The sequence below is a fragment of the Micromonospora sp. CPCC 206060 genome, from assembly GCF_036906895.1.
Lineage (GTDB): Bacteria > Actinomycetota > Actinomycetes > Mycobacteriales > Micromonosporaceae > Micromonospora.
Genome location: NZ_JBAKHU010000076.1, coordinates 1 through 24,655, shown reverse-complemented (window position 1 = coordinate 24,655; position 24,655 = coordinate 1). Strand labels below are relative to the sequence as shown.

Below are 24,655 nucleotides of genomic sequence, written 5' to 3'. Positions count from 1 at the left end.
GCATCTGCACGAGTTGACCCGGGATCTGGATCTGTCGGCGTTCGTGTTGTTCTCGTCGGCTGCTGGTGTGTTGGGTAACGCGGGGCAGGGTAACTACGCGGCGGCGAACTCGTTCCTGGACGGGTTGGCGCGGTACCGGGTGGGTCTGGGCCTGCCGGCAGTCTCCCTCGCCTGGGGCCTCTGGGAGCACGGCATGGCCGGCGCTCTCGGCGAGAACGACCTGCGGCGACTGGCCGAGTCGGGCACCCCGCCGCTGCCCACCGACGCGGGTCTCGCACTGTTCGACACGGCGGTCGCCGCTGGCGACGCCGTCCTGGTCCCGATCCGCATCGACGCCAGGGCCCTGGGTACGCAGCCGGAGATCCCGCGCCTGTTGAGCGGTCTCGTGCGGGGTCGCAGCCGCCGGACTGCGCAGGCCCAGGGCGTGACCTCCCTCGCCCAGCAGCTCGCACCGCTGGGTACGGCCGAGCGGGAGGCCGCTCTGGTGGATCTGGTGCGGGCTGAGGTGGCCGGGGTGCTTGGGCACGCGTCGGCTGATGCGGTGGAGTCGGGTCGGGCGTTCAAGGAGCTGGGTTTCGACTCGCTGACCGGAGTTGAGCTGCGTAACCGGCTCAGCGTGGTCACCGGCCTGCGGCTCTCCGCGACGCTGGTGTTCGACCACCCGAGTGCGGTGGTGTTGGCTAGGTTCATCGCCTCGGAGTTGTTCGGTGGGGACGAGCCGGTTGCCGCGCTGCGGGTCTCGGCGGTGGCGGATGACGAGCCGATCGCGATTGTCGGTATGGCCTGCCGGTTCCCCGGTGGGGTCTCCTCACCCGAACAGCTCTGGCACCTGGTCAACCAGGGTGCGGATGCGGTGACGCCGTTCCCCACCGACCGCGGTTGGGACCTGGAGGCGATCTACCACCCGGATCCGGCGCACCCCGGTACCAGCGTCACCCGGCACGGTGGCTTCCTGCATCGGGCGGCGGATTTCGATCCCGGGTTCTTCGGGATTTCGCCGCGTGAGGCGGCGGCGATGGATCCGCAGCACCGGTTGTTGTTGGAGTCGTCGTGGGAGGCGGTGGAGGCGGCCGGGATCGATCCGGTGTCCCTGCGGGGTTCGCGGACGGGTGTGTTCGCGGGTGTGATGTACCACGACTATGACAGTGTGGTGAGTGCGGCTGCGGATTCGGTGGAGGGTTTCCTCGGTACCGGTGGCAGCATCGCGTCGGGTCGGGTGGCGTACCACCTGGGCCTGGAGGGCCCGGCGGTCACCGTCGACACGGCCTGCTCGTCGTCGCTGGTGGCGTTGCACTGGGCGGCGCAGGCGCTGCGTACCGGGGAGTGCTCGCTGGCGCTGGCCGGTGGCGTCACGGTGATGGCCACGCCGAGTACGTTCATTGACTTCTCCCGGCAGCGTGGTCTGTCGCCGGACGGTCGGTGCAAGGCGTTCGCCGCCGGTGCGGACGGTACCGGTTGGGCCGAGGGTGTGGGCATGCTCGTGCTGGAGCGGCTCTCCGACGCGCAGCGCAACGGGCGTCGGATCCTGGCCGTGGTGCGCGGATCCGCCATCAACCAGGACGGTGCGTCGAATGGTCTGACCGCGCCGAACGGTCCGTCGCAGCAGCGGGTGATCCGGGCTGCTCTTGCGTCGGCCGGGATTGCGGCCACCGACGTGGACGTGGTGGAGGCGCACGGTACGGGGACCAGTTTGGGTGACCCGATCGAGGCGCAGGCGCTGCTTGCCACCTATGGCCAGGACCGGGTCGATGGTGAGCCGCTGTGGCTCGGTTCGATCAAGTCGAATCTGGGTCATACGCAGGCGGCTGCGGGTGTGGCGGGTGTGATCAAGATGGTGCAGGCGATGCGGCATGGTGTGTTGCCGCAGACGCTGCATGTGGATGCGCCGTCGCCGCATATCGACTGGGAGTCGGGTGCGGTGGAGTTGTTGACCGAGGCGCGGGAGTGGCCGGCGGTGGGTCGGCCGCGTCGGGCGGCGGTGTCGTCGTTCGGTATCTCGGGGACGAACGCGCACGTGATTCTGGAGCAGCCGCCGGTGTTGCCGGGGCCGCCGGTCGCGTCGCAACCGGCGGGCCAGGTCGTGCCGTGGTTGCTGTCCGCGAAGACCGCAGACGGGGTACGCGCCCAGGCGGCCCGGCTACGTGAGTTCGTGGACGCGCGTCCCGAGCTGTCCGCGCGTGATGTGGCCTGGTCGCTGCTCAATACCCGGTCGACCTTCGAGTACCGGTCGGTCGTGACCGGTCGTGACTTGACTGAGCTGGCTGCCGGTCTGGGGGATGTGTCGCCGGTTGCTGTTGTTTCGGGCTCTGTTGGTGCGTTGTTCACGGGTCAGGGTTCGCAGTGGATGGGGATGGGTCGTGGTCTGTACGACGTGTTCCCGGTGTTCGCCTCGGCGTTCGATGCGGTGTGCGTTGAGCTTGACCCGCTGTTGGGCGTGTCCCTGCGGGATGTCGTCTTCGACGGTGCGGGGGATCTGGATCAGACGGGGTTGACCCAGCCGGCGGTTTTCGCGGTCGAGGTGGCGTTGTTCCGCCTGGTGGAGTCGTTCGGCGTGAAGCCGGGTGTCTTCGTGGGTCACTCGGTGGGTGAGATCGCGGCCGCGCACGTGACGGGTGTGCTGTCGCTTGCTGATGCGGCGAAGCTGGTGGCGGCTCGTGGTCGGTTGATGCAGGCCCTGCCCGGTGGTGGGGTGATGGTGTCGGTGCAGGCCACCGAGGCCGAGGTGCTGCCGCTGCTGGCCGGCCGGGATGACAGTGTGGGGATCGGTGCGGTCAACGGCCCCACCTCCGTCGTCATCTCCGGCGCCGAGGCGGCCGTCGAGGAGATCGCCGAACACTTCTGCGCCCTTGGTCGGAAGACAAAGCGGCTGAGTGTGTCGCATGCGTTCCATTCGCCGTTGATGGCGCCGATGCTGGACGAGTTCCGTCAGGTTGTCGCCGGTCTGTCTTTCACCGCTTCCGACATCCCGGTGGCGTCGACGGTGACCGGTGAGTTGACCTCGGCGAGTGTGTGGGCGGATCCGGATTACTGGGTGGAGCACGTCAGGGCCGGGGTCCGGTTCGCCGACGCGGTGACCGCCGCGCACGCTTCCGGTGTGGTCACGTTCGTGGAGATCGGTCCGGACGCGATCCTGACCGCGCTGACCGGCCAGATCCTGGCGGACGCCACCGCAATCCCGCTGGTCCGGAAGGACCGCGACGCCGCGCTCACCTTCACCACCGGACTCGGTGCCCTCTGGGCCCGGGGCATGAACGTCGACTTCTCCGCCCTGCTGGCTGGTGGGAAGCGGATCGAGCTGCCCACCTACGCCTTCCAGCACCGGCACTACTGGCTCGAAGTCGGCGACTTCGGCCCCGGTGACGTCTCGTCAGCCGGCCTCGCCGCCGCCGGGCATCCACTGCTCGGTGCGGCGATCAGCCTGCCCGACTCGGACGGCCTGGTGCTCACCGGTCGGATCGGGCTGGACACCCATCCGTGGCTGGCCGACCACGCCGTCTCCGGCGCGGTGCTGATGCCCGGCGCCGGCTGGGTCGACCTGGCCCTGTACGCGGCCGACGAGGTGCTCCGGGTCACCGGGGAACCGGGTGACCTGCACCTGGAGGAGTTAACCCTGGAGACGCCGCTGGTGCTCCCCGAGCGGGGTGCGGTGCACCTGCGGGTCACCGTGGCCGGTGCCGACGAGACCGGACGCCGTACCGTGAGCATCCACTCCCGACCGGAGTCCGCCGAGGCGGGCCAGCCGTGGACCCGGCACGCCACCGGCAACCTCTCCGCCGAGCTGGCCGCCACCGACGTCGACCTGGCCGCCTGGCCACCCGCTCAGGCGCAGCCGGTGGCGGTGGACGACCTCTACGACCAGCTCGCCACGGTCGGGCTGGAGTACGGCCCGGTGTTCCAGGGGCTGCGGGTCGCCTGGCGGGACGGGGAGACCGTCTACGCCGAGGTGGCACTCCCCGACGAGGCGGTCGCGGACGCGGCCGGGTACCCGCTGCACCCGGCGCTGCTGGACGCGGCGCTACACGCCATCGGTCTCGGTGGCGTACCGGCCGAGCGGGCCGAACTGCCGTTCGCCTGGGCGGGTGTCCGGGTGTACGCGCTGGGCGCCACCCAGCTGCGGGTACGGGTCACCCGGGCCGAGGGGGAGAGCTTCCGGCTGGACCTGGCCGACGCCGCCGGCGCACCGGTCGCCACGGTGGACTCGCTGGCCCTGCGCCCGGTCAGCCCGGAACAGCTCCGTCAGAGCGGTAACGGGCAGCAGGACCTCTACCAGGTGGACTGGACGACGGTCGGCGTCGACACCGATCCGGGTTGGACGGTGACCGGTGACGCGGCGGTACCCGTACTCAGCGGGGCGCCGGACCTCACCGACGCCGTCCCGCAGTCCGGGGTGGTGCTCGCCCGTCGGTCGTACCCGGACGGGATGGACGTCGCGGAGGCGACGCACGCCGCCGCCCGCTGGGCGCTGGACCTGGTCCAGACCTGGCTGACCGGAGAGCGGTTCGCGGACGCGAAGCTGGTCGTACTCACCGGGGGCGCGGTGGCCGCGACCCCGGCCGACCGGATCGACGACCTGGCCGGCGCGGCGGTCTGGGGGCTGCTCCGCGCGGCGCAGGCCGAACACCCGGACACCTTCGTCCTCGTCGACACCGACGGCACCCCGGACGCGCTGCGGGCGCTGCCGGCGGCGGTCGCCACCGGGGAACCGGAGCTGGCGCTGCGCGGCACCACCGTCCACGCGCCCCGCCTGGCCCGGGCCACGACCGCCGCACTGGACGGCGAGGTCTGGCCGGCAGGTGGCACGGTGCTGATCACCGGCGGTACCGGCGGGCTGGGCGCGCTCTTCGCCCGGCACCTGGTCACCCGGCACGGCGTCACCGACCTGCTGCTGGTCAGCCGTCGGGGTACCGACGCGCCGGGCGCGGTGGAGCTGCGCGAGGAACTCGCCGGTCTGGGCGCCCGGGTCACCGTCGCCGCCTGCGACGTGACCGACCGGTCCGCGCTGGCCAACCTGATCGCCTCGATCCCGGACGGGCGTCCGCTGCGCGGTGTCGTGCACACCGCCGGGGTACTCGACGACGGGCTGGTCGAGTCGCTGACTGCACCACGACTGGCGACTGTGCTGCGGCCCAAGGTCGACGCGGCCTGGGCGCTGCACGACCTGACCCGCGAACTGGAGCTGAGCGCGTTCGTGCTCTTCTCCTCGGTGGCCGGGGTGCTCGATGGCACCGGGCAGGCCAACTACGCGGCGGCGAACGTCTTCCTCGACGCGCTGGCCCGGTACCGCCGGTCGCGTGGCCTGCCGGCGACCTCCCTGGCCTGGGGGCTCTGGGACGAGCCGGGTGGGATGGCCGGTGGCCTGACGGACGCCGACCTCGCCCGGATCGCCGCCACCGGAGTGCTGCCGCTGTCGGCGGTGGCCGGCACCGCCGCCTTCGACACCGCGGTCGCCTCGGGTGAGGCCCTGCTGGTGCCGGTACGCCTCGACCTGACGGCGGTCCGCAACCGGCCGGCCGGTGTGCCACCGTTGCTGCGCGGCCTGGTCCGTACCCCGGTCCGGCGGGCCGCGTCGGCGGCGAAGGCGACCCCGGCCGGTGGGCTGGAACAGCAGCTCGCCGACCTCAGCCCGGCCGAACGCGAGGCCGCGGTGCTGGAGCTGGTCCGTACCCAGGTGGCGGCGGTGCTCGGGCACAGCGGACCGGAGGCGATCGACCCGGCCAAGGGCTTCGGGCCGCTCGGCTTCGACTCCCTCGCGGCGGTGGAGCTGCGTAACCGGTTGACCTCGGCGACCGGGCAACGGCTGCCCGCCACCCTCATCTTCGACTACCCGAACGCGGGCGTGCTGGCCGGTTTCCTGGCCGGCAAGCTGGCCCCCAAGCAGGCGGCCCGGGTACCGCAGTCGATCGACGAGGAACTGGCCGGACTGGAGCAACTGCTGCTCCGGGCCGCCCCAGACGAGACCGAGTACGGCCGGGTCGCGGCCCGGCTGCGGGAGCTGACCGGGCTGTGGACGGAGAAGTTCGCGCCGGCCGAGGTCGCCCAGGAACGCGAGGAACTGGAGTCGGCCAGCGTGGACGAGCTGTTCGACATCCTCGACAACGAGTTGGAGCTGTCACCGTGATCCGGTGACCGGTCGAGCAGGGCCGCCACCGTACCCCACCCGGGTACGGAGGTGGCCCTGACCGTTTTCCGGGCCTGCCGGCCCGCGCGGAGCGGCTCTGGGGGCACTTCCCGCCGTGACGGTGATACCTGTCAGGCATAAAAATGACCGAGCGGCATCACGCTCGTTATGGTTCAACCGCCAACCGCCAACCGCCAACCGCCAACCGCCAACCGCCAACCGCCAACCGCCAACCGCCAACCGCCAACCGCCAACCGCCAACCGCCGGTGACACGGTTGTCCACCGACCGGTTGACAGCCGGATTCCATCTGGCGGTCGTCCCTGGTGGCACCCCCTCCGGGACAGCATTGATGCATGACAGTCATCAGTGCACGCGGCCTCCGCAAGACGTACGGCGCGAACGTGGCTGTGGACGGCATTGACCTGACCGTGGCGCGCGGCGAGGTGTTCGCGCTGCTGGGACCGAACGGTGCGGGCAAGACGACCACGGTCGAGATCCTCGAGGGTCACCGTCAGCGCGACGGTGGCGACGTGAAGGTCCTCGGTGAGGACCCCGGTCACGCCGGGCGGGCCTGGCGGGCCAAGCTCGGCATCGTCCTGCAGACCGCCACCGACGCCGCCGAGCTGACCGTCCGGGAGACGGTCCGCCACTTCGCCAGGTACTACCCGAGCCCGCGCGACCCCGACGAGGTGATCGACGTGTGCGGGCTGGCCGAGAAGGCCGGCGCCCGGGTACGCAGCCTCTCCGGCGGTCAGCGGCGCCGGGTCGACGTGGCGCTCGGCATCATCGGCCGGCCCGAACTGCTCTTCCTGGACGAGCCGACCACCGGCTTCGACCCCGAGGCCCGGCGCCAGTTCTGGTCGCTGATCCGCCGGCTGGCCAACGAGGGCACCACCATCCTGCTCACCACCCACTACCTCGACGAGGCCGAGGCACTCGCCGGCCGGCTCGCGGTGATCGCCCGGGGCAAGGTCATCGCCGAGGGCACCCCGCAGACCATCGGCGGCCGGGCCACCGTGGCGGCCACCGTCACCTGGCGGGACAGCAACGGCGAGCACCGCGAGGAGACCAACGACCCGGTGGAGTTCGTCGCGAAGCTCACCGCCAGTGGCGACAAGACCATGTCCGACCTGCGCGTACACAGCCCCAGCCTGGAAGACATCTACCTCGACCTGATCGGAGAACGGGTATGACCAGCACCGCCGTTGTCGACGCCCCGGCGCGGACCGGGTCGACGCGTACCCCGCGACTGCCGTCCACCCTCCAGGTCGGCCTGTCCCGGGGCATGATCGAACTGAAGCAGTTCTTCCGGCAGAAGGACGCGGTGATCTTCACCTTCGCCTTCCCGGCCTTTCTCACCTTCATGCTCGGCACGATCTACGACGAGCCGGCGCACGGCACCGACGTGACGATGAGCCAGATCTTCGCCGCCGGCATGATCGCGTACGGCATCCTCTCCACCGCCTTCATCAGCATGGGCGTGGGCATCTCGGTCGACCGGGAGGACGGCACCCTCAAGCGGCTGCGCGGTACGCCGGTCACCGCCGGGGCGTACTTCATCGGCAAGATCATCCTGGTCGCGGTGGCCGCGATCGCCGAGACCGTGCTGCTGCTCACCGTCGGGGTGCTCCTCTTCGACGTGGAACTGCCCACCGACCCGGCCCGCTGGCTTACCTTCGCCTGGCTGCTGCCACTGTCCATCGTGAGTTGCACCCTGCTCGGCATCGCGGCCAGCTCGCTGGCCCGGTCGGCGAAGAGCGCCCCGGCGGTACTCAACCTCCCGGCCATCGGGTTGCAGTTCATCTCCGGCATCTTCGTCCACATCGCCGCGCTGCCCGACGCGATGGTGCAGGTGGCAGCATTCTTCCCGGTCAAGTGGATGGGACAGGGGTTCCGGTCGGTGTTCCTTCCGGACAGCATGGCGGCACAGGAGGCGGCAGGCGCATGGGAACACGGCATGACGGCACTGGTCCTCGGGGCCTGGTGCGTGATCGGTCTGGTGCTCTGCCTGGTGACGTTCCGGTGGACCGAGCGCCGCACCCGGTAGCCCCGACCCACTGGCGCTGGATCTGGGACCTCTACTTCGCGGTCTGCCTGGTGGTGGTCCTGGTCCTGGTCGTCGAGGAGCAAGCGGTCTCCCTCCCCGCCCGGCTGGCGGCGGCGGTCCTGCTGAGCCTGATGGCTCTCTGGTACGCCGCCTACGGCCGGGCGGCCGTCCGTGGCGCCGACGGCAGCCGGGAGAGCTGGGTCTTCGTCGGGGTGGCCGCGCTGCTCTTCCTGGCCGCCGTCGCGTTCGTACCCACCAGTACCTTCGCCCTGCCGGTGATCTGCCCGATGGTCTTCCTGGCCCTGCCACTGACCCGGGCCGCCCTGGTGGTGATCCTGCTCAACGTCCTGCCCCCGGCGATCACCGCCATCCACGCCGGCACCCTGGCCCGGGTGCACGACCTGCTCCCGATCGCCGTCCTCGGGGTGATCTTCGCGCTGCTCGTCGGCGCGTACATCGACCGGATCGCCGGGCAGAACGACGAACGCGCCCAGATCATCGCCGAGTTGCAGGCCCGGCGGGCCGAGGTGGCCCGGCTCTCCCACGAGGCCGGCGTCGCCGAGGAACGCGCCCGGCTGGCTGCCGAGATCCACGACACCCTCGCCCAGGGCTTCACGAGCATCATCACCCTGATCCAGGCGGCCGAGTCGGAGGCCGACACCGACCGGGACGCCGCGTACCGGCACCTCGGCATGGCGGTGCGGACCGCCCGGGAGAACCTGGCCGAGGCGCGGGCCATGGTCACCGCGCTCACCCCGACCAGCCTGCGCTCGGAAACCCTCGCCGACGCGATCGGTCGGCAGGTCGACCGGCTCGCCGAGGAGACCGGTATCGGGGCCGAGTACGAGGTCGACGGGGTGGCCGGTGAGCTGCCCACCGCAGTGGAGGTAGTGCTGCTGCGGACCGTGCAGGAGACCCTGGCCAACGTACGCAAACACGCGCACGCCTCCGACGTTGCGGTGCGGCTAAGCTTCACCGACACCTCGGTGACCCTGACCGTGACCGACGACGGGATCGGGTTCGACTCCACCAGGGACTCGCACGGTTTCGGGTTGCGCGGCATGCGGGCCCGGGCCGAGCAGATCGGTGCCACCCTGGAGATCAGCAGCGTGCCGGGGCAGGGCACCACCGTCCGGCTGGAGGCGAGCAGATGATCACGGTGTTGCTGGTGGACGACCACCCGGTGGTCCGCGACGGGCTGCGCGGCATGCTCAACTCCGAGCCGGACATCACCGTGGTCGGCGAGGCCGGTTCCGGGCTGGAGGCGGTCGCCATGGCCCGGGCGCTGCGCCCCGAGGTCATCCTGATGGACCTGCGGATGCCCGGCATGGACGGCGCCGACGCCACCGGCCTGATCCTCGGCGAGTCCCGGGCCAGCAAGGTGGTCGTGGTGACCACCTACGAGACCGACTCGGACATCCTCCGGGCCGTCGAGGCCGGCGCCTCCGGGTACCTGCTCAAGGACGCCACCCGTACCGAGCTCACCAACGCGGTACGGGCGGCCAGCCGGGGCGAGACCGTGCTTGCCCCCTCGGTTGCCGGGCGGCTCGTCCGGCAGGTCCGCAACCCGGTGACGCACACGCTGTCCGCCCGGGAGGTGCAGGTACTCAGCCTGGTCGCCAAGGGCCAAACGAACGCCGAGATCGGCCGCACCCTGCACATCAGCGAGGCGACCGTGAAGACCCACCTGCTGCGTACCTTCAACAAGCTGGACGTGTCCGACCGGACGGCGGCGGTCACCACCGCGATGGAACGCGGCCTGCTGCCCTGACCGGGTCGTCGGGTAGCGGGCCCGGCAGGGGCGTGTTCAGTAGCGGGCGGCGCTGACCGGGGTGGCCACGCCGGTGTTCTGCACAGCGGTCAGGTGGTCCGCGATCAGCCGGATCACGTCCGCCGCGTGGGTGTTCAGATAGAAGTGCCCGCCGGGGAAGAGCCGCAGCGTGAAACTCCGGCTGGTGTGCTTCTCCCAGACCCGGGCCTCAGCGGCGGTCACCTTCGGGTCGATGTCACCGAGCAGCGCCACCACCGGACAGTCCACCTTGGCCTCGTCGTGCCGTTGGTAGGTCTCGATCGCCCGGTAGTCGCTGCGCAGCGCCGGCAGGATCATCCGCAGCAGGTCGTCGTCGGCCAACAGGGACGCCTCGGTCCCCTCCAGCTTGTGCAGCTCGGCGATGAACTCCGGCTCCGGGAGCAGGTGGTTCGTCTCGTGGCGGACCGTCGACGGCGCCCGGCGCCCGCTGGCGAAGATCCCCGTCGGGACGATCCCCTTCGCCTTCAGCCGCAACGTCACCTCGTACGCCAGGATCGCGCCCATGCTGTGCCCGAAGAAGGCCACCGGCAGGTCCGTCCAGGGCAGCACCGCCTCGGTGATCTGGTCGGCCATCTCCTCGATCGTCGGCGGGCACGGCTCGGACCGGCGGTCCTGCCGGCCCGGGTACTGCAACGCGACCACGTCGAAGCGGGGGGAGAGGGTCCGGGACACCGGGAAGAAGTAACTGGCCGAGCCGCCCGCGTGCGGGAAGCAGACCAACCGGGTACGGGCCGAGGGGGCCGGATGGAACCGGCGTACCCACGCGGTGTCCTTGACTTCGGTGGTCATCGCAGGCCCCTCTCTGACGGTACCCGTCGACCCTAACGGCCGTGGCCGCTCATCGATCCCCTAAGTCGTCCCCTATCCGCCGGGGCACAAGCGACTGTTGCAACGGTGAATACCGGTTGGCATCGATCGCCTGACCTGCCATGCTCGCCCGGCGTACCGGCCCGGTGACCGAGTCACCGCTGCTCCTCTGCGCACTCCCTGACCTCCTCTGTCCGGAAGGCGACATGACGCTCATCCGTCCCCAGGTTGCCCACCACCCACAGCCGGTACGGGCCACGCCGGCCCGACTGGCCCTCGCCGGCCTGCTCTCCCTGCTCCTGCTCCTGGTCGGGGCGCCCGCGCTGGCCCACACGACCACCCCGTTCACGGTGACCGTCACGGTCGGCTCGGCACCGGCCGGCGTGGACCAGCCGGGCACCTTCACCATCTCGTCCACCGAGCCCACGGTGACGAAGTTCCGGTACGGCTGGGGCTTCGCCGGTACCGAGGTCGCGGCGACCGGTACCACCGTCCGGTCCGCCACGGTGACCCTCGACGCCCCGAGCTACGGGACCGAGACGATCGTCGTCATTGCGATCGCCGAGGACGGACACGAGGCACACGCGACGCTCGATGTGACGGTGCCCGGCCCGTTCCCTGCTGTCGGCTCGTGGGAACTGGAGGCGTACCCCGGGGTCACCCAGGCGAAGGCCCTCGCCGACCAGGAACCGATGAAGCGGGGCGACACCCCGCTGACCGGTACCGGCATCACCTGGGCCGACGACACCCGGCTGATCGGCGACCAGACGCCGGCCTTCAACGGCACCTCCGCCTACCTCAGCGCCGCGCCGCAGGTGATGGACACCTCCACCGCCTTCTCGGTCGCCACCTGGGTGCGGCTGACCGACAAGTCCGTCGACCGGGCGGTCGCCAGCAAGGAGGCGTCCGGGTACGAGTCGTTCGGGCTCGGCTACCGCAAGCAGACCGACCGGTGGACCGTGGTCATGCCGTCGAAAACCTCCGGCCCGGGCATCACGTGGTCGGTGGCGCAGTCCACCACTCCGGCCCGGCTCGGTCTCTGGACCCACCTCGCCACCTCCTACGACCCGGCCGCGCAGACGCTGCGGCTATGGGTCAACGGGGTACTGGAGGCCACCGCAACCGGGGTTACCGGCTTCAACGACCCGCAGGGCGAGTTCCGGCTCGGCAACGCGCACACCTGGTGGTGGCACGGCAACATGGCCCAGGCCCGGGTGTACGACCGGGTGGTCACGTCGGGCGACCTGAACGGTCTCCTGGAGCCGGAGCCCGGTGCGGGTACGAGGGACGAACCGGGTCTGCTGCACCCGGTCAAGGTCGGCGCATGGAACGCGGAAGGCGCTGTGGCCTGCTACGAGGAGTCGGACGATCCCGATCTGTGCGTGGCACCGGACACGAGCATCTTCGACCGACGCTTCCGGCTGACCAAGGGAACCCACATCGAGGGCGGCCGGCGGGGAGACGTGGCGTTGACCTTCGACGACACGCACTGGATCGACGATCCCTCCGATCCGCACTACGGCGAGACGACGCAGGAGTACGGCTGGTCGCAGAAGCGGACCGGAGAATGGGGCAACTGGGTGTGGGAGGACACCCCGATCGTCCGGACCGACCAGTCCTTCACCGTCTCCACCTGGGTCACGCTCGATCCGACCCGTGGTGCGCAGACCGTCGTCGCCCAGGAGACGGCCGGATACAGCGGCTTCACGCTGTCGTACCGGCCGGACAACGGGGGACAGTGGGTGTTCCGTCTCCGCGACAACGCCACCGACCCGACCGCTACCGTCGCGGTCGCCGCAGCAACCGATCCGCAGTACTGGCACCATCTGGTAGCTGTGCTCGACACCGCAAACCGTCAGATCCGGCTCTATGTCGACGGTGTGCTCGCTCAGGCCGTGACGATGAACTCGGGCTGGCAGCCGTGGGCGGCTACCGGTCCGGTGCTGCTGGCCCGCTCGACGACGCCTGCCGGCCCGGCAGAGTGGCTGCACGGGAAGATCGACGACTTGGAGATCTATCACGGCGTCCTCGCCGACAAGTGGGTGCAGGACCTCCACGAGGATCAGCACTACTGACGTGTCGATGAAGGGGCGGGTCCGAACGGGCTCGCCCCTGTCGTCATGGCGGCGGCAGGCATTGTGCGCGCCAGGGGGTCAGCTTCCGGCCAGTCCACAGGTCGGTGTGGTTGGCCCAGCTAATGGGACGCTCAGTGGCAAAGCGATTACTTATTGTTGTTATCAATCTCACCCGCGAGCGGTCATCCTGTGGCTGTCTGACGCCCCGCAGGGGGTGACCGTTGGTGATCTTTTCTGTTGGGGCGGCTGAGCTGCGGTTTGTTGCCATCAGTCAAGTGTTCGTAACAACTGGTCGGTAGAGGACTGAGGCCAAAAACCAGGGCAGCGTCAGGGATCGATGTCGGGATAGCGTCCCGACTCGTTTGCTCAGTTCCCCGTGGGAGGCTCCCGTTGCTGCACCGTGTCCGTACCCTTCTGGCGCCCCGTACGGGCCGGCTGGCCGGGGCCCCGCCACCCCGGGGTACCCCGTCCCGGCTGCTGGCCAGCCTCACCATGAGCGCCGTCGTGGCGGCAGCAGGCACCGTGGCCATGCTGGGGGCGGTCAGTGCGCCGGCAGCAGCGGCTGCCACGCCGACCTGCGAGCCGGTCAAGCAGTCCGAGGCCGATGCCCTGACGACCGCTGCCGCCTGTGACCAGCCGGTGGTGGTGGGTGCGTCGCGGTCGGAGTACGTGCAGGTGGTGGCCCAGCCGGACGGCCGGTTGACGTTCCAGTCGGCGGTGGTGCCGCAGCGTACCCGGAAGCCGGACAACTCCTGGGCGGACATCAACCTTGCCCTTCAGACCGGCGGCGACGGCCGGCTGCGGCCGGTGGCGTCGGTGGCCGACGTGTCCTTCTCCGGCGGCGGCGCCGGCCCGATGGTGACCCTGCAACGATCCGGCAGGTCGTTGCAGCTCACCTGGCCCGGCACCCTGCCCGCCCCGACGCTGTCCGGTGACGCGGCCACGTACCCGTCGGTGCTGCCCGACGTGGACCTGGTGGTGCGCGCCACGCACACCGGGTTCACGCACGTCCTGGTGGTCAAGACCCCGACGGCGGCCGACAACCCGGCGGTCCGCACCATCTCGTTCGGCGTGGACGGGGATGCCAGCCTGCTGCGGCGCACGGACGGGTCGCTTCAGGCGCGGGCCGGTACGACCGTGGTTGCCGAGGCCCAGCCGGCGCTGATGTGGGACTCCTCGGTCCCCGTCGGTGGCGGGGGTACCGAGGCGGCCCGTTCGTCGGCGTTCGAGCCGGGCGACGGCGTGCAGACTGCGAAGGTGGAGACCCGGGTCGCCGGTGACGGCGACCTGGAACTGGTCCCCGACGCCACCATGCTCGACGCGCCCAGCGTCACCTACCCGGTCTACGTCGACCCGTCCTGGTCGGTGCAGAAGTCGAAATGGGCCTACGCCACCAACACCAACTGCTCGAACAGTGACTTCACCGTTGCTCGGGTCGGGCTCAGCCCGGAGGGGCCCTGCGACGGGGACCTGTTCCGGTCGTTCTTCGAGTTCCCGACCACCGGCCCGTCCGGCTCGCTCGCCGGCAAGCACATCGAGTCGGCGTACGTCCAGATGAAGCTCGACCACTCCTGGTCGTGCACCGACACGCCGGTCAGCATGTACCTCACGTCGGTCATCGACCACACAATGAAGGCGTCGTGGAACGGCATGAACTTGAAGACTCGGCTGGCGACCGCCGAGGGGCACGCCAACGAGGGCACCGGCTGCGTGGACTCGCCACAGCCGGACATGTTCATCAACTGGACCGGGGCGCCGGTCACCACGCAGGTGCAGACGGCCGCGACCAACAACTGGACCACCATCACGGTCGGCTTCACCGCCCACGATTCGACCGGCAGCGGGGAGAGCACGACCAGCCGGTGGAAGAAGTTCTTCCCGGCCAACGCCGCGATGGTCGTCGACTACGACTCGAAGCCGGGTAAGCCGACGGGCCTGCAGGTCTCCGGGGTCGCGTGCGTCTCCGGTACCTCGATCGCCGTCGGTACGGAGACGCCGGTCTTCTCGGCGATCTACCCGGACGCCGACACCGGGCAGACCCTGACCGGCACGTACGAGTGGATCGAGGTGCCGACGGTCGGCGGGATGAGCGCGGTGACCACCACCTACCCGACCCGGAGGACCGCACCACCGACCGCGCCGGCCAGCGCGAACGGCCGGGCCACCACCGCGCAGGTGTCCGCACCGACCGGCAAGAAGTACGCGTTCCGGGTGACAACCGTGGACCCGTCTCCCTACAACCAGTGGAGCGGCTGGTCGATCTGGTGCGAGTTCCGGGTGGACACGTCCGTGCCACCGGCCCCGGCCATCAATGTCGGACCGGTCGCGGGGCCGGGTGAACCGATCACCTTCACGTTCACCAGCTCCGGTGATGCAGCTGCCGACGTGACGAAGTTTCGCTACAGCTGGACCGGCCCGCCGACGGTACTCCAGGATGCCTGGACCTACGCCGGTGACGGAGTAGGCGACTTCTCGGACACGCCTGACAGCCCAGCGAGCAACTGGGAAACCGATGGTGCGGTCTTCAGCCCGGGCGACCTCTCCGGCGACGGCAAGCCGGATGTGATCTTCCGGCGGACCGGTGACGCCAGCTTGTACATCGTCAAGGGCAACGGTACCGGTGGCTTCCTCGGCGCCCCGGAACTGCTCGACGCCGGCAACTGGTCGGCGAGCCGGTTCCTGTTCTCGCCCGGCGACTTCAGCGGCGACGGCAAACCGGACATCATCTACCGGGACCGGGTCACCTCCCACCTCTACCTACGGCGTGGCACGGCCGGTGGCGGGCTGGAGGCCAGCTCGGTGCAGATCGGCACCAACTGGTATGCCTTCGACTGGTTCTTCTCGCCCGGCGACCTCAGCGGCGACGGCAAGGCCGATGTCCTGGTCCGCGAGGCGAGTGGTGCGCTCGGCATGTACCGGGGTAATGGCACCGGCGGGTGGATCACCGGCACGAAAGAGCCCATCGGCACCGGCTTCGCCGGCTCCGCCATCTTCGGCCGCGGCGACTTCTCCGGCGACGGCAAGACGGACGTCCTCTACCGTTCCGACAGCACGGGCGACGTCAAACTGCTCCGGGGCAACGGGACCGGGGGTTGGCTCGACGGTTCAGGCGTGTCCAAGGGGACCATCCCCATCGGTGGGGCAATCTTCGTGCCGGGGGACTTCACCGGAGACGGCAAGGCCGACATCTTCGCCACGGTGTCCCAACCGCCGAACTTCGGTGAACTGACCGCCACCGGCACCACGACCAAGACCGCAACGGTCACCCTGACCCCCTACAGCTACGGCACGAACACGATCCGGGTGCGAGCCATCGACTCGGCGGGTCTGGAGAGCGTCGACGGGTCAGAGGACGTGACCGTCCAGGAGCACGCGAAGCCAGTGGCTCAGTGGGATCTGGAGAGTTACCCCGGTGAGACCCAGGCGCAGGCGCTGGAGGACGATCGGGCCGGGTTCGGGGACAGTGACGGGGCCGGACCGATCGTCAACGACACCCCGTTGACCGCGTCGAACGTCACCTGGGCCAACGACACGTACCTCATGCAGGGATCGACGCCGACCCTGAACGGCACCTCCGCAGCCCTGACGACCCAGGGTCCGGTGGTCGACACGACGGGCGCATTCAGCGTGGCGGCCTGGGTGCGGCTGGCCGCCGACCCGACGGCCGACATGACCATCGCCACCCAGCAGGGCAGCGACGCCGCCGGGTTCGAACTCGGGGTACGTCGCCAGGGCTCCCCACTGAAGTCCTACTGGTCGTTCGGGATGCGGGACACCCAGGCACAGTCGAGCACGTTGCGCTCGGCGACCGCGTCCCAGGCGATCGTTGATGCCACTCAGGTGGGCCGATGGGTCCACCTTGCCGGGGTCTACGACAAGCTCAGCGGGCAGATCCGCCTCTTCGTTGACGGTGTACTGGCTGGGGAGACTGCTCGCACCGCCGCAGGTTGGCAGGCGTCCGGCGCGTTCTCGGTCGGCCGGGGCTTCGCCGGTGGGGCACCGGCGAACTGGTGGGGCGGGACTGTCCGCGATGTCCAGGTCTTCAACCGGGTACTCGTTGCGGACGACTTCACGGGACGGCTCGCCACCCGCACCGACGAGGTGGACGACAGGGGCATCCTGGCACCGACCCAGGTGGGTTGGTGGGACTTCAACACCGCCCGCAACTGCCGGATCCAGGATCTGGTCGACACCTGCCAGGCCCGTGACAACACCCTGTTCGACAGGTGGCTCGCGTTGCAACGTGGTGCCGAGGTAACCGACGGCCGGGTTGGGAACAGCCTGCACCTCGACGCGCTGTCGATCGTCAACGAGGGGGAGACGCCGGTCGCAACGCAGGAGTACGCCCGATCGGCGCTCCAGAGCGGTACGACCTTCATCGACGACAACGAGTACACGGTGTGGCAGAACACCCCGGTGCTTCGGACCGACCAGTCGTTCACGGTGTCGGCCTGGGTGCAACTGGACCGGACGGACCAGGTGCAGACGGTGCTGTCCCAGGACGGCACGGTCAACAGCGGCTTCTACCTCTACTACACGCCGGACAACGGCGGTGAGTGGAAGTTCAAGATCCGCCCGAACTCCAGCGCCACGACCGACACTGACGCGACGGTCCTCAGCGCTGCCGCCACCGATGTGGGGGAGAGCTGGAACCACATCGCCGCAGTGGTGGACGTAGCCAGGCGGCAGGTGCACCTGTACGTCGACGGTGAGCAGGTGGCGACCTCGGCGCTCAATGCTGCGTGGCAGCCGTGGCAGGCCAGCGGGCCGCTGACGGTCGGCCGTGAAACCTTCACCGCCGGGGGCAACCATCTCTTCGGGCGGGTCGACGACCTGACCGTCCTCCAGGGAGCGATGACGGCCGTCGAGGTTAAGACGCGGTACCACGCCGACGTGTCCGGCACTCCCTGAGCCGGTAGGCCACGGCTTCCGGGCTGTCGGAAAGACCTGGCCCACAAGAACTGCCAGTTCCTGGCCGCCGGACCTCCGGCGGCCAGGCACTGGCTGCCCGCACCTGACGACGTCCTGAGGAGGCGCGAGTGCGTGAAGTAAGAGGCAGGAAGAGACGACTGTCGGTCGACAGACGCGGTGCAGCTACCCGGTGGACCCGGGCCCGAGCGGTGACGCTCGTCGGCGCCCTGTTCGCCGGCCTGCTGGTGGGCATGCCTGAGAAGGCGGTTGCCGAGCCGACCCACCTGTCGCCGCAGGTCGAAAAGACCAACAACCACGGCGGGCGGGTGAGCGGGAAGGCCTGGCCGCACAGCCCACAGCAGCACCAGCCGGCCCCGGAGCCGAAGTGGCCGGCACCGGGCACTGCTCGTGCGACGTTGCCGGCCGTCGGTGCCCGCAGCGCCGGCCCCACGAAGGCGGGCACCCTGCCGGTGACGGTCGACCGGGCTGCCGGTGCACCCGGCGACCGGGTGAACGCGGTGACCGTGCAGGTGTTGGACCGGTCGACCGTACCGGCCGGCTGGCGCAAGGGCCTCGTGCTGCGGGTGGGTAGTCCGACCGATGCCCCGGCCTCGGGTACCGCGAAGGTGTCGGTCGACTACGACGACTTCCGGTACGCGTACGGGGCGGAGTGGGCGTCGCGCCTGAAACTCTGGCAGCTACCCGACTGCGCGTTGCAGGACCCGGGCCGGTCAGGCTGTGCGGCGAAACCGTTGTACTCGACCAACGACAGTGCGACCGGTGTGGTGACCGCCGAGGTGCCGGTGGCACCGATCGGTGGCCCGGGTACCCCGACCACGAAGGCCCAACTCGTCGGTGACGCACCGGTTCCGGCAGTCGGCGGTACCCTGATCGCCCTGTCGGCCAGCGCCTCCGGCGATGGCGGTGACTTCGGGGCCACCTCGTTGGAACCGTCGTCGACCTGGTCGGCGGGTGGCTCGTCGGGTGACTTCTCCTGGTCGTACCCGATGCGGGTGCCACCGGCGGTCAACGGACCTGGCCCGTCGATGGCGGTCTCGCACTCGTCGGCCAGCGTGGACGGCCGCTCCGAGGCGACCAACAACCAGCCGTCCTGGCTCGGCCAGGGCTTCGAGTACTGGCCCGGCTACATCGAGCGGCGCTACGTGCCGTGTGCCGAGGACATGGGCGGTACGGCGAACAATACGACCAAGACCAGTGACTACTGCTGGCGGTCGGACAACGCGACGATGAGCCTGAACGGTCGTGGCTCTGAGCTGATCTTCGAGGCTGGCAAGGGTTGGCACGCCCGTAACGAGGACGCGTCGAAAATCGAAAAGTCCACCGGGGCGGGCAACGGTGACAACGACGGCGAGCACTGGAAGGTGACCGCCTCCGACGGCACGCAGTACTTCTTCGGCCTGCACAGTCTGCCGGGCCAGACCTCGACGACGAACTCGGCGTGGACCGTGCCGGTCGCCGGCAACAACACCGGCGAGCCGTGTCACCAGACCTCGTTCACCGGGTCGTTCTGTGACCAGGTGTGGCGGTGGAACCTCGACTACGTCGTTGACGTACGCGGCAACACCATGTCGTACTGGTACACCCCGGAGACGAACAAGTACGCCCGGAACATGACCGACACCGACGAGGTGTCGTACACCCGTGGCGGCACCCTGGACCGGGTCGACTACGGCACCTGGGACCGGGGGACAGCGGACCGCTCCATCAATCCGGTTGCGCAGGTGATCTTCGCGGTCGGTAACCGCTGCATCACCAGTTCGTGCGGCACGCACGACGCCACCAACTGGCCGGACACCCCGTGGGACCAGGAGTGCACCGGCACCTCCTGCCCGGGCCTGTACTCGCCGACTTTCTGGACCACCAAGCGGCTGGCGTGGATCAAAACGCGGGTGTGGGACACCACCAAGACCACGCCCGACTGGCAGGACGTCGACTCCTGGACCTTCACCCACTCGTTCCCGCCGGTCGGTGACGGAAGTCTGCACCGGGGGATGTGGCTGGAGAAGATCCAGCACTCCGGCCTGGTCGGCGCAGCGGTGACCATGCCGCCGGTGACCTTCGCCCCGGTCTCGATGGCCAACCGGGTACTGACCCAGAACACCACGACCAGCAACTGGCAGCGGGTCGACTACATCATCACCGAGACCGGCGCCAAGATCGATATCGAGTACAGCCTGCCGGAGTGCACGTCGACGAACCTCCCATCGGCGCCGCACACCAACGACAAGCTCTGTTACCCGGTCAAGGTGATCGACCCGGACGACCCGCAGGGCGAGGACCTGATCGTCGAGTGGTGGCACAAGTACGTCGTCACGCACATCTCCGAGTCGGACGTGCAACTGAGCGGCGGACACCAGGCGCCACCGAAGTTCACCTACTACACCTACGGGGGCACCCCCGCCTGGCACTACGCCGACGACGACGGTCTGAGCAAGCCGAAGTACAAGACGTGGAACCAGTTCCGCGGCTTCGCCACCGTGAAGACCCGGGTCGGTGACGTGCCGGGCGCCCAAACACTGACCGAGACCCGCTACCTGCGGGGCATGCACGGCGACCGGCTGAACCCGACCGGCGGTACCCGGTCGGTGACCGTTCCGGCCTCCATCGGCTCGGAGACGGTCTACGACGAGGATCAGTTCGCCGGCATGGTCCGCGAAAAGATCGTCTACAACGGCACCGAGAGCAAGCCGGTCTCCAAGACGGTCAACGTGCCGTGGCGGTCCGCCGAGACCGCGTCGCGCACCATCAACGGCGACACCGTGACCGCCCGTTTCGTCAACACCCGGGTGACATACAACGCCACCGCGCTCGGCGTGGACGCCTCGCGGGGTTGGCGGACCTCCCGCTCGGAGTCGTGGTTCTCCGGCACCTACGGCACCGTGTACCAGAGCCAGGAGGACGGCGACACCGGCACGACCGGTGACGAGAAGTGCAGCGAGTACACCTACAACCGCAACCTCACCAAGAACCTGGTGCAGATCATCAAGCGGGTAACCACCACCGCTCTGCCGTGCGGGACCGCGCCGACCAGCGCCGATCACATCATCTCCGACACCCGTAGCACCTACGACGGTGCGGCGAGCCCCGACACCGCACCGGACTACGGCTCGGTCACCAAGATCGAGCAGTTGAAGGACTGGAGCCAGGCGGGCGGTACGGTCTGGCAGACCACCGGCCAGTCGAGCTTCGACACCTTCGGCCGCCCGGTGTCCGCCACGGACGTCAAGGGCAACGTGGTCACCACCGCGTACACCCCGGCCTCCGGCGGCCCGGTGACCAAGGTGACCAGCACCAGGGCGGCACCGTACAACTGGACCACGGTCAAGGAACTCAACCCGTACTGGGGATCGACAGTCCGCTCGACCGACCTGAACGGGGTCGTCACCGACGTGTCGTACGACGCCCTCGGCCGGGTCTGGCAGGTGTGGAACCCGGGCTGGGCCAAGGCGGACAAACCTACGGCCCCCTCGGCGGAATACACCTACACCTTCGCGCCGGACCGGGACGCCTACCCGTACACCACGTCAAAGGCGCTGCACGCCGGCGGCAACTACCGCACCACGTACCAGATCATGGACGGCCTGCTGCGGCCCCGGCAGACGCAGACCGCCAGTGTGCAAACCGGATCGACGCTGGTCAGCGACACCATCTACGACAAACTGGGCCGGCCCGAGGTCTCCTACCGTACGCACACCGAGGCGGGCAGCCCGTCCGGGGTGCTGTGGTGGAAGCCGGAATGGGCTGTCCCCGCAGTCGTCAAGACCGTCTACGACAACGCCAACCGGGCCACCAACGAGATCCTGTTCGGCAACGACGGGGTGACCAGCCTCGTCGAGCAGTACCGGACGACCCGGGCCTATGAGGGTGACCTGGTCAAGGTGACACCCCCGGACGGGGGCACCCCGACCACCACCCTGACCGACGTGCAGGGGCGCACCGTCGAGCTGCGTCAGCACACCACGGCACAGGGCGTCACCGGGGCGTACCAGTCGACCTACTACACGTACAACGCCAAGGACCAGTTGGCGAAGGTGGCGGACCACGTCGGCAACGAGTGGACCTACACGTTCGATGTCAGGGGCCGGCAGATCCAGTCCACCGACCCGGACAAGGGCACCACCACCAGCCAGTACAACGACGTCAACGAGCTGGAGAAGACCACCGACGCGCGCGGTGAGGCACTCTGGTACGTCTACGACGCCCTCGGCCGCAAGATCGAGCTGCGGGACGACTCGGCGACCGGCCCACTGCGGGCCAAGTGGAAGTACGACCAGCTCTTCGAGGGCACCACGACCCGGACCAAGGGGCAGCTCACCGAGGCGTACCGGTATGAGCCGGCTGGCTCGACCAACATCTACAAGTGGCGGGTGGGCGGTTTCACCCGCCGGTACCAGCCGATCAACATCAACTACGTCATTCCGGCGGCAGAGGGCTCCGGGCTCAATCAGACCTGGGAGTTCGACTACGGCTACTCGGACGCCGACGGCAGCCCGACCACCGTGCTCATGCCGCCCGGCGGCGGCCTGGCCAACGAGCAGGTGGCGACCAATTACAGCAGCGCCACCGGCCTGCCGGTCAACGGCACCTACGTGTCCAGTCAGCTCTACACCGACTACGGCGAACCGAGCCTCAGCAGGCGGGAGACCACTGGCGGCTGGGTCGAGGACACCACCTACTACCAGGACATCACCCGCCGGGTGGACCACACCAAGATCAAGCCGGAGACTGCGGCGGGATCGGTCTCGGATCGGCACTACGTGTACGACGATGCGGGGAACATCACGTCGGTTGTCGACAGTCCGCAGGTCGGTACCACCGACACGCAGTGTTTCCAGCATGACGCGCTGCGGCGGTTGACCACGGCGTGGACGCCGAAGGCCGGGGTGACCTGTGCGAGTACGCCGAGTGTGGCCAACATGGGTGGGCCGGCGCCGTACTGGCTGGACTGGACGTTCGACACGGTCGGTAACCGGACCCAGGAGGTGTCGCACACGGCCGGTGGGAACACCGTCCGGGACTACACGGTGCCGACCGGTGGTCAGGGCGTGGTGCGTCCGCATGCGGTGACGTCGATGACGACGACGGAGCCGGGGCAGTCGCCGGTGGTGTCGGCGTACGGCTACGACGCGACAGGGAACACGACGTGCCGGCCTGCGGGTACGGCGGCGAACACGTGTCCGCCGGGCGCACAGTCGCAGACGTTGACCTGGGATGCGGAGGGTCGGCTGGAGTCGGTGTCGGCCAACGGGTCGCAGGTGGAGAAGAACATCTACGACGCGAACGGCAACCGGCTGATCCGGCGGGATGCGACGGGGACGACGTTGTACCTGCCGGGTCAGGAGATCCGTCGGGACAACAGTTCGATCCTGACCGGTACCCGTTACTACAGTTTCAACGGTGAGTTGATCGGGCAGCGGACGTCGGCGGGGATGACGTGGCTGTACACGGATCATCAGGGTACGCAGCACACCAGCATTGACCAGAACAGTCACGCGGTGACGGTGCGGCGGCAGACTCCGTACGGCAAGCCCCGGGGTGTCAACCCGGTGTGGGGCAACCCGAAGGGGTTCGTCGGCGGGGACAACGATCCGACCGGCCTGGTGCATATCGGGGCGCGGGACTACGACCTGGATCTGGGCCGGTTCATCAGTGTGGACCCGGTGCAGGACCTGTCCGATCCGCAGCAGTGGAACGCGTACGCGTACAGCAACAACAGCCCAGTCACGTTCTCGGACCCGACAGGGTTGAAGGCGTGCTCGGACGATGGTTGTGGTCCGGGTGCCGATTACGAGTTGAACGGTGAATTCTACGAGACGGCCGGAAACAACGACGGCTGTGGTGGGGCCTGTGGCGATGATGACTGGGCTGAGCTTCGGAAGACCGAGGCCAGCATGGGTATCGGTGGTGGCGGGCCGACCTCTGCGGAGCTGACCAAGGCCAAGGATGTGAAGAAGCAGAGTCTGGCTTCGATCATCCTGCGGGCTGGTGGGCAGATCCTGATGGATCTGTTCGGGATCAACGACATCATCAACTGCATCAGTGGTGACGCGATGGCGTGTGTGTACACGCTCGCCGGGATGTTGCCGATCGGGAAGGCGTTCACCCTTCTCAAGAACAGTAAGCGGATCGCCGGTACGATCATTCGGGCCGGTAAGGCGGTCGCCCAGTGGATGCAGGACGTCAAATGGGCTGACGCGATCATGAAGAAAGCCGCCGACGCGGCGAAGAAGGCCACCGAGGTAGCCACAAGCTGCACTAAGCACAGCTTCGCAGCCGGCACCAAGGTCGTGATGGCCGACGGTAGCACCCGACCGATCGAGGACCTGGAGGAAGGGGACCTGGTCCTCGCCACCGATCCGGAGACCGGTAAGACCACCGTCCGGGTCGTCACCGACACCCACATCAACAACGACACCGACCTGACCGACATCACCGTCGAGGACGATGACGGCAACCGCTCGGTCCTGAACACCACTGCGCACCACCCCTTCTGGAGCGAGGACCGTCAGGAGTGGATCTACGCCGCCGACCTGACCGTCGGTGAGGACCTGCGCTCCCTCGACGGCGAACCGCTGACCGTCGCCGCCGTCGTCTCCTTCACCGGCGCCCAGGTCATGTACGACCTCACCGTCGACACCGACCACACGTACTATGTGATAGCCGGCGAAACGCCGGTCCTGGTTCACAACTGTGGTGATGAGGTTCCGGACACCCTTTACCACTACACGAATGAAGCGGGTCATGACGGAATCCTGGCCAGCGGCGAGATGCGTCCTTCTTTGAAGGCAAACAACCCGAAGGGTGACTGGTCAGGTGGTCGCTGCGCCGGTGGGTAGCCAGGGACAGCCGGCGACGAGTTCGGTG

General features: G+C 69.0%; 9 protein-coding genes. 8 read left to right on the top strand and 1 reads right to left on the bottom strand.

The features are described 5' to 3' along the window. The 5 genes from V6U90_RS28275 to V6U90_RS28255 form a co-directional block, all read left to right on the top strand. A partial coding sequence (locus V6U90_RS28275; protein ID WP_442933688.1) for an SDR family NAD(P)-dependent oxidoreductase occupies positions 1-6,118 on the top strand: 6,118 nt, incomplete at its 5' end. Between the two features lie 355 nt (positions 6,119-6,473). Further along, positions 6,474-7,313 (top strand): ABC transporter ATP-binding protein, encoded by an 840-nt coding sequence (locus V6U90_RS28270; protein WP_334443014.1) that lies wholly within the window; start codon positions 6,474-6,476, stop codon positions 7,311-7,313. Between the two features lie 92 nt (positions 7,314-7,405). Continuing rightward, positions 7,406-8,167 (top strand): ABC transporter permease, encoded by a 762-nt coding sequence (locus V6U90_RS28265; RefSeq protein ID WP_334443021.1) that lies wholly within the window; start codon positions 7,406-7,408, stop codon positions 8,165-8,167. Next, the gene (locus V6U90_RS28260) at positions 8,143-9,321 is read left to right on the top strand and encodes a sensor histidine kinase (protein ID WP_334443012.1); all 1,179 of its coding nucleotides are present in this window, start codon (positions 8,143-8,145) and stop codon (positions 9,319-9,321) included. The genes V6U90_RS28265 and V6U90_RS28260 overlap by 25 nt, the downstream gene beginning before the upstream one ends. Then, the gene (locus tag V6U90_RS28255) at positions 9,318-9,938 is read left to right on the top strand and encodes a response regulator transcription factor (RefSeq protein ID WP_334443008.1); all 621 of its coding nucleotides are present in this window, start codon (positions 9,318-9,320) and stop codon (positions 9,936-9,938) included. Before V6U90_RS28260 ends, V6U90_RS28255 begins: the two co-directional genes overlap by 4 nt. 36 nt (positions 9,939-9,974) lie before the next feature. Here the strand turns inward: V6U90_RS28255 and V6U90_RS28250 are convergent, their stop codons facing one another. Beyond that, positions 9,975-10,766, bottom strand: a complete 792-nt coding sequence (locus V6U90_RS28250) for a thioesterase II family protein (protein WP_334443005.1) — start codon at positions 10,764-10,766, stop codon at positions 9,975-9,977. Positions 10,767-10,990: 224 nt separating this feature from the next. Here V6U90_RS28250 and V6U90_RS28245 point away from each other — a divergent pair, with 224 nt between their 5' ends. The 3 genes from V6U90_RS28245 to V6U90_RS28235 all read left to right on the top strand — a co-directional run bounded on the left by V6U90_RS28245 (position 10,991) and on the right by V6U90_RS28235 (position 24,627). Continuing rightward, entirely contained in the window at positions 10,991-12,859 is a 1,869-nt protein-coding gene (locus V6U90_RS28245) for a LamG domain-containing protein (RefSeq protein ID WP_334443002.1), read from the top strand. Positions 12,860-13,249: 390 nt separating this feature from the next. After that, positions 13,250-17,770: a LamG-like jellyroll fold domain-containing protein gene (locus V6U90_RS28240; RefSeq protein ID WP_334442999.1), complete on the top strand. Its 4,521-nt coding sequence runs from the start codon at positions 13,250-13,252 to the stop codon at positions 17,768-17,770. Between the two features lie 251 nt (positions 17,771-18,021). Then, entirely contained in the window at positions 18,022-24,627 is a 6,606-nt protein-coding gene (locus tag V6U90_RS28235) for a polymorphic toxin-type HINT domain-containing protein (protein ID WP_334443019.1), read from the top strand. The last annotated feature ends 28 nt before the right edge of the window (positions 24,628-24,655 follow it).